The sequence below is a fragment of the Mesorhizobium sp. M7A.F.Ca.US.005.03.1.1 genome (genome assembly GCF_003997975.1).
Taxonomy (GTDB): Bacteria; Pseudomonadota; Alphaproteobacteria; order Rhizobiales; family Rhizobiaceae; genus Mesorhizobium; species Mesorhizobium ciceri.
Genome location: NZ_RZRO01000034.1, coordinates 49,207 through 56,083, shown reverse-complemented (window position 1 = coordinate 56,083; position 6,877 = coordinate 49,207). Strand labels below are relative to the sequence as shown.

Below are 6,877 nucleotides of genomic sequence, written 5' to 3'. Positions count from 1 at the left end.
GGTTCATGCTGCGGCTCCGGCGATGGTGGTGGGCGAGGTTGGAGCTCTACGGCGCCCCCCTCTGTCCTGCCGGACATCTCCCCCTCCTGGGGGGAGATCGGATGTCATCTCTGCCTTCGCCAATTTCCAACGCTGCAAGAGAGGCGCTGACCATGGGCCTAGCCAATCTCCCCCCTTGAGGGGGAGATGTCCGGCAAGACAGAGGGGGGCGCGAAGGAACGCTGACATCGATTAGAATCCACTCACGGCGCAATGATCGGCGAAGCCGCCAAATCCGGCTGGCGCGCCTCCGCCCCGGCAAACGCACTGCCCTCCTCGAACCAGCTTTTCGGCGCCGGTGCGCCCCACAGCGTCTGGCGCTGCGGGTCCTTGAGGTCCCACTTGATCGGCTCGAGGTCGGGATCGACCGTCTGGTAGTCCGAGCAGTAGATCTCGATGCGGTGGTTGTCCGGGTCGCGGACATAAAGGAAGAAGGCGTTGGAAATGCCGTGCCGGCCGGGGCCGCGTTCGATGTTCGGCAAATAGCCCGTGGTCGCCATCAGGTCGAGCAGGTCGATGATGTTGAGCGGCGTCGGCACCCAGAAGGCGACATGATGCAGGCGCGGGCCGATGCCGTTGGTGAACGCGATGTCGTGGACGCCGCCCTTGCGGTGCGTCCAAGCTGCCCAAAGCTTCCCGGTTGCGGCATCCTCGGTGTATTCGGTGACGCGAAAACCGAGCTCGTTGTAGAAGGCGACGGACTCGTCGACATTGGGCGAGAAGCAGTTGAAGTGGTCGATGCGCAGCGGCTTGACGCCCTTGTAGAGCGCATATTTCTGATGGATCGGCGGCAGCCTTTCCATCTGGGCATAGAACTCCAGCGGAATCCCGTGCGGGTCGCGCGTCCGAAAAGTGCGCGACTGGTAGGGCCGCTCGACCCATTCCACCGGCAGGCCCTTGCCCTTGAAGAAATACTCGGCCTTGTCGAGGTCCTCGTCCGAAAAGACCTTGAAGCCGAGGTCGCGCGCTTCCGGCGTCGTCGCCTTGCGCAGCACGATGCAGTGATGGCCACGTTCCTCCATGGCGCGCAGGTAGATGGCGCCTGATGTCTCGTCGGTAACCTGCAGGCCGAGCGTGTCGACATAGAAGGCGCGGGATTTGGCGAGGTCGGTGACAGCCAACTCGACATGGCTGAGGCGCACGATGTTGAAGGCGGGGTAGAGATTGGGTTTGGGCAAGGGCATCCGATTTCCTCCGGTCAGCCGCCGAGTTTCTGGATCGCGTGCGCCGTCGTCGCGAAGGCGACGTTCTTCGTCTCCATGTAGAAGTCGAAGGAATGGTCGCCGCCGTCGCGGCCGATGCCGGAATTCTTGACGCCGCCGAAGGGGGTCGGCAAATGCCGCACGTTCTCGGAGTTAACCCAGATCATGCCGGCCTCCAGCGCATCGGTGAAACGGAAGGCGCGGGTGACGTCAGAGGTCCAGAGATAGCCGGTCAGGCCGTATTGCGTGTCGTTGGCCAGCGCCAGCGCTTCCGCCTCGTCGTTGAACGCAATGGCGCTCAGCACCGGCCCGAAAATCTCCTCCTGCGCGATGCGCATGCCGTTGGTCACGTTGGTGAACAGGGTCGGGCCGACATAACAGCCGCCTCCCGGTCCATCGACCTTGCCGCCGCCGACGGCCAGCGTCGCCCCCTCCGACCTGCCGATGTCGATATAGGACAGCACCTTCTTTTCATGCACCGGATGGATCAGCGGCCCGACCACCGTTTTCGGATCGAGCGGGTGGCCGACGACGATGCGCTTCGCCCTCTCCGCGACTTTGGCGGTGAAGCTTTCATAGATCGAGGCTTCGACCAGAAGCCGCGACGACGAGGTGCAGCGCTCGCCATTCAGCGAATAGATCATGAATACGGCGGCGTCGGCGGCGCGCTCGAGATCGGCGTCGGCAAAGACGATCACAGGGTTCTTGCCGCCAAGCTCGAAATGCACGCGCTTCAGCGTGCCGGCGCCTTGCTTCATGATCATCGAACCGGTGCGGCTTTCGCCGACAAAACCGATCGCCCTGATGTCGGGATGCTCGGTCAGCGCCTTGCCGGCGTCTTCACCAAGGCCGTTGACCAGGTTCCATACGCCTTTCGGCAGGCCGGCCTCCTCGGCGATCTCGACCAGCAGGCGGGCGGTCAGCGGCGAGAATTCAGCCGGCTTATGAACCACGGTGCATCCGGCCGCCAGCGCTGGCGCAATCTTCCACGTCGACAGCATGAACGGTGTGTTCCACGGCGTGATGATGCCGACCGGGCCGATCGGAACGCGCGTCGTCATATTGACCTGGCCTGTCGTACGCAGTGTCTCGCCGTCGCGCGCTTCGGGCGCGCGGTCGGCGAAGAAACGGAAATTCTCGGCACCGCGCAGCGCTGCCTTGGCCATGAACTTCAGCGCCTGGCCGGTATCCATGCATTCGACAAAAGCGATCTCCTCGGCGCGCGCTTCGATTGCGTCGGCGATTTTGTGCAGCAGCTTCTTGCGTGCCTCGCCAGGCATGGCCGCCCAGGCTGGGAACGCCGCCTTCGCCGCCTTGGCGGCGCGGTCGATGTCGGCGGCGCCGCCGCGCGCGACGCTTGCCAGCGGCTTGAGGTCGACCGGCGACAGCGTTTCGAACGTCGCGCCATCGAGGGCCGGCACCGCCTCGCCGCCGATCTGGTTCAAAACGCCATCGCGCTTGAAGCGGGCCAGATAGGCCTCGGCCTTTTTCAGATTGCCTTGCAGGTCGGACATGTCGGGTTCCGTCACTTGCCGCGCAGCCGCGGGTGGATTGCGTTTTTCTTCCAGCTGAGCACCGGGTCGATTTCCCGGATTTCGAGCGACAGGGCGAAATGCGGGGTCTCGAACAGGGCGGCAAGGTATTCGCTCACCGCCGCGAAGACAGCCTCGCCGGTCCGCTTCTTCTCGTCCGGGCTGCGGCCGGTGCCGATGCGAAACGACATGTCGAGAAAAGCGTTTTCCGGCAGGCTGTCGGCCATCGCGTAGGCCTCGGCGCGAAAGGCCCGCACCCGCACGGCGCCGGTCTCGAACAGCCCGGTATCCAGCACTGTGCGCAACACCAGCGCGCACAATTCGTCCATATCGACCTTGGCATCGAGATTGGCCGAATACTCGATGGAGAAGTGAGGCACGGCGCTTCGTTTCCCTGGGTTATTGCTTTGTTGTAGTTAACGCGTTAATTACATGCGGCATCCGCGAAGTCAAGTCTTGCATCGGCCTTGGCGCAACGATACGGGATGGCAGGAACGGGCCCCGGCTGGCGGATTCGGCCGAGGGAAGGCCTGTTTCGATCGCAAGCGTGGGAGGCTCTTTTTTGCTGCCTGAAAATACCCGTCGTTCCCTGCCGATGGCGCTGCTTCATGCCCGCGAAGCGGTGATGGCGCGGTTTCGGCCGATGCTTGCGGCGCATGACGTGACCGAACAGCAATGGCGCGTGCTGCGTGTGCTCAGCGAAGCCGGCCCGGTCGAGGCGACGGAACTTGCCGATCGCGCCTCGGTTTTGCCGCCCAGCCTGACGCGCATCATCAAGGCGCTCGAGGGACGCAAATTCATCACCCGCAACAAGGCCGAAGGCGACGGCCGCCGCGTCGTGCTGACCATTGCGCCTGCCGGCTCCGCCCTGATCGACGCCCTGTCGCCCGAGCGTCGCGTCATCTATGACGACATCGAACAGCGTTTTGGGCATGAGAAGCTGGAGCAGCTCCTTGACCTCTTGGAGAGCTTGATCGACGGCGAGAGCTGAGCGGTCGGTCCTGGCCGTTTCGTCCAGGCTCACCCGCCAAAGCTGCCCAACCGTGTCGGCTGCGTATAATTCCGGTCGACATAGAGCAGGGCCGAGCCGCCGCTGCCGTGCCGGACATCGATGACGCGGCCGATCATGACATTGTGCGTGCCGACGACATGCACAGTCTCGATCTCGCAATCGAAGTTGACGATCGCATCCGACAGCGCCGGCGTGCCGGAGGTCAGCGTCTGCCAACGCGCCGAGGCGTAGCGCGCCTCCATGTCCCTGGTCGCGCCGGCGAACTTTCCCGCCAGATGCATGTGGTCATGCGTCAGCACGTTGACGCAGAAGCGCCGGTTGGACAGGAACATGGCGGCCTGCGTCGAGCGCCCGTTCATGCACACGAGCAGCGTCGGCGGCTCGTCGGAGACGCTGCACATGGCGGTGGCGGTGAAGCCGCCGCGTCCTGCCGGCCCGTCTGTGGTGACGATGTTGACCGGCGCGCAGACCCTCGCCATGGCGTCGCGGAAATCGGCTTTCGAAATCTGCGTGGCCATGTGATTTCACTCGGCCGTTGAGACAAGCGGATTGAACCAGGTATCGCCGGTCCAGCCATTCTCGTCATAATCGGCCATGCAGGTGTCGACCAGCTCTTCCATCGCCTTCAGCCGCCCGCCGCGCTCGGCGCCTTTCAGCACCTGCAGCCGTACCTCTTCCGGCGCACCGGCATAGTTGAGCTCATAGAGCGCGTGGCGGCCGCCGAACTCGGTGCCGGTCGCATCCCACAACAGCTTCATGATCTTGATGCGTTCGATGTGGCCCATATCGTTGGAGCCGCGCACATATTGCGCCAGATATTTGTCGATCTCGGGGTTGTTGAAGTCGCGCACCGACGACGGTAGGTAGATCAGCCCCGAGGCGATCACCCGGCGCACGGTGTCGATGACGCGCGGATAGGCTTCCGACATGAAGGTGCGGTAGGCAAGCGCGGCTTCCAGATTGGGCAGCACCGCGCCATTCGCCCACGGGATCGGGTTGTAGGCCATGGCGTTGGAAAAGCTCCAGAACATGTGCCTGAGCGCAATGACCTCGCCCAGTGCCGCCTGGTTGCCGCGGAAAGCATCGCCGCCGGTGGCGCGCAGCGCCTTGGCCAGCAGGCCGGCGAGGAAGTCGAGCTTGACGGCGAAGCGCGTGCAGCCCTGGAAGCAGTAGCCGTGCATGAAGCCGGAGGCCGGATGAAAGGACAGGATTTTTTGCGCATCGCGCAGCACCAGAACGTCCTCCCAGGGGATGAAGACATTGTCGAGCACCAGGATCGCGTCGTTCTCGTCGAAGCGCGACGACAGCGGATAGTCGAAGGGTGCCGCCACCGTGTTGGCCGTCTGCTCGTAGGAGACGCGGCAGAACATCTTTATCCCCGGCGCATTCATCGGCACGATGAACATCACCGACAGCGACGGATCCTCGGTCACCGTCGCCGACCCTTGCGCCAGGAAATTGTAGTGCGTCAGCGCCGAGGACGTCGCCACCACCTTGGCGCCGGACACGTAGATGCCGGCGTCCGTCTCCCTGGTGATGTGGACGAAGACGTCCTTCACCTGTTCGGCCGGCTTGTGGCGGTCGATCGGCGGGTTGACGATGGCGTGGTTCATGAACAACGCGGCTTCCTGCGCGCGTTTGTGCCAGGACAGGGCATTGTCCTTGAACGGCCCGTACCAGTCGGCATTGGCGCCGAGCGTGTTCATCAGCGCCGCCTTGTAGTCGGGCGTGCGGCCCATCCAGCCATAGGACATGCGCGACCACTCCGCGATCGCCGCCTGCTGGGCAACAAGCTCGGCGGAAGACTTGGCAACGCGGAAATATTTGTGGGTGTAGCCGCCCGAGCCGGTGTCGGTCGGCGAGGTCAGCGCGTCCCGCCGCCTTGGATCATGCAGGGCGTCGTAGAGGCGCGCCAGCGACCGCGCCGAATTGCGCATCGCCGGATGCGTGGTGACGTCGGCAATGCGTTCGCCGTTGATATAGACCTCGCGGCCATCGCGCAGGCTCTCCAGATACTCGGCCCCGGTGAATGGGCGTGCCTTATCGGTGCGGAAGTCTTCTGATCGCATGATGGTCCTCCTCTTAAGCCGTAACCCTAGCGCCCTGGGCATCGATCGGTTATGGACGGAACGGCAAAACCGATTGGACTTTTTCCGGCGTCATGAGCCAGAGATCCATCCCCGACTTCTTCGTCTATGGCGAGCCGGTGCGGCCGCTCGATGTCGGTTTTCTGCATGTCGAGACGGTGCTTGCGCGCAGCAATATCCATCTTGGTGAGGTCGCCGCGCACAAGCACCCGCAGATGGGTCAGATCACCTTCTGGACCAGCGGCTCCGGTACCTACCGTATCGAAGACCGATCCTGGGACTTTTCGGCGCCTGCCGTGAGTTTCGTGCCGAGCACTATCGTGCACGGCTTCTCGATCGGCCCCGGCACCGACGCCATCGTCGTCTCGGTCGCCGACGGCGCGCTTGCGGCCATCGCGGCTCACAGCCTGCTGCCGCTGGACCGGCCGGTCTTTGCCGACGGCCTGCCGCAGCACGCAGCGTGGGCCAGATTGGCGGCGGTGCTGGAGATGATCGCCGCCGAATACGCCGAGGCGCAAGCCGGCAATGACAGGGTCCTGCAGGCGCTGATCGCCGTCGCGCTCTCCCACATCGCGCGCCTCAGTCCCGAGACAAAGGGTGCCACGGCGTCTTCGGATGCCTCACTGGCGTTGGGGCTGCGCCGGCTCGCCGATGCGCATTTCCGCGACAACTGGCCTGTTGATCGCTACGTCGAGGCGCTGGCCACGACGCCGCATCTTCTCGACAAGGCCAGCCGCGCGGTGCTGGGCAGCGGCGTCAAACGCGTCGTCAGTGAGCGACGGCTGCTGGAGGCCAAGCGGCTGCTGTTGTTCACCGTACGCTCGGTCGAGGACATCGCCTACGAGATCGGCTTCGACGACCCGGCGTATTTTTCACGATTCTTTCGCGCGCGGGTCGGCGAAGCGCCCGCGTCCTGGCGGCGGAAACAGTTGCAGGGTCATTGATGGGTGACCATGGATGCGGCCCTTGGCGCGCCGTTCCGGCGCGAGCCCGCTTCCGCCAGGG

Annotated in this window: 7 protein-coding genes; 2 read left to right on the top strand and 5 right to left on the bottom strand. The window is 64.2% G+C overall.

The genetic code is table 11. The features are described from left to right. Nucleotides 1-242 precede the first annotated feature (242 nt). From hpaD to EN990_RS16300, 3 genes are read right to left on the bottom strand one after another with little or no spacing between them, the layout of a single operon-like run. On the bottom strand, nucleotides 243-1,223 hold the full coding sequence (hpaD, locus tag EN990_RS16310) for a 3,4-dihydroxyphenylacetate 2,3-dioxygenase (protein WP_063169700.1): 981 nt from the start codon (nucleotides 1,221-1,223) through the stop codon (nucleotides 243-245). A gap of 14 nt (nucleotides 1,224-1,237) precedes the next feature. Next, nucleotides 1,238-2,755, bottom strand: coding sequence for a 5-carboxymethyl-2-hydroxymuconate semialdehyde dehydrogenase (gene hpaE, locus EN990_RS16305; RefSeq protein ID WP_127368864.1), 1,518 nt, complete (start codon nucleotides 2,753-2,755; stop codon nucleotides 1,238-1,240). Nucleotides 2,756-2,766: 11 nt separating this feature from the next. Next, nucleotides 2,767-3,153 carry a 5-carboxymethyl-2-hydroxymuconate Delta-isomerase gene (locus EN990_RS16300; RefSeq protein WP_127368863.1) on the bottom strand — a complete coding sequence of 129 codons (387 nt, stop codon included), beginning with the start codon at nucleotides 3,151-3,153 and terminating at the stop codon, nucleotides 2,767-2,769. A gap of 215 nt (nucleotides 3,154-3,368) precedes the next feature. Between EN990_RS16300 and hpaR the strand changes: the two genes are divergently transcribed. Next, the gene (hpaR, locus tag EN990_RS16295) at nucleotides 3,369-3,764 is read left to right on the top strand and encodes a homoprotocatechuate degradation operon regulator HpaR (RefSeq protein ID WP_224620863.1); all 396 of its coding nucleotides are present in this window, start codon (nucleotides 3,369-3,371) and stop codon (nucleotides 3,762-3,764) included. 29 nt (nucleotides 3,765-3,793) lie between these two features. Here hpaR and EN990_RS16290 read toward each other — a convergent pair whose 3' ends face one another. Together EN990_RS16290 and EN990_RS16285 are read right to left on the bottom strand one after the other, a co-directional pair. Then, on the bottom strand, nucleotides 3,794-4,303 hold the full coding sequence (locus EN990_RS16290; RefSeq protein ID WP_013528541.1) for a flavin reductase: 510 nt from the start codon (nucleotides 4,301-4,303) through the stop codon (nucleotides 3,794-3,796). Between the two features lie 6 nt (nucleotides 4,304-4,309). Further along, nucleotides 4,310-5,854, bottom strand: coding sequence for a 4-hydroxyphenylacetate 3-hydroxylase N-terminal domain-containing protein (locus EN990_RS16285; RefSeq protein ID WP_127368862.1), 1,545 nt, complete (start codon nucleotides 5,852-5,854; stop codon nucleotides 4,310-4,312). A gap of 92 nt (nucleotides 5,855-5,946) precedes the next feature. Between EN990_RS16285 and EN990_RS16280 the strand changes: the two genes are divergently transcribed. After that, nucleotides 5,947-6,816 (top strand): helix-turn-helix domain-containing protein, encoded by an 870-nt coding sequence (locus tag EN990_RS16280; protein WP_063170920.1) that lies wholly within the window; start codon nucleotides 5,947-5,949, stop codon nucleotides 6,814-6,816. The last annotated feature ends 61 nt before the right edge of the window (nucleotides 6,817-6,877 follow it).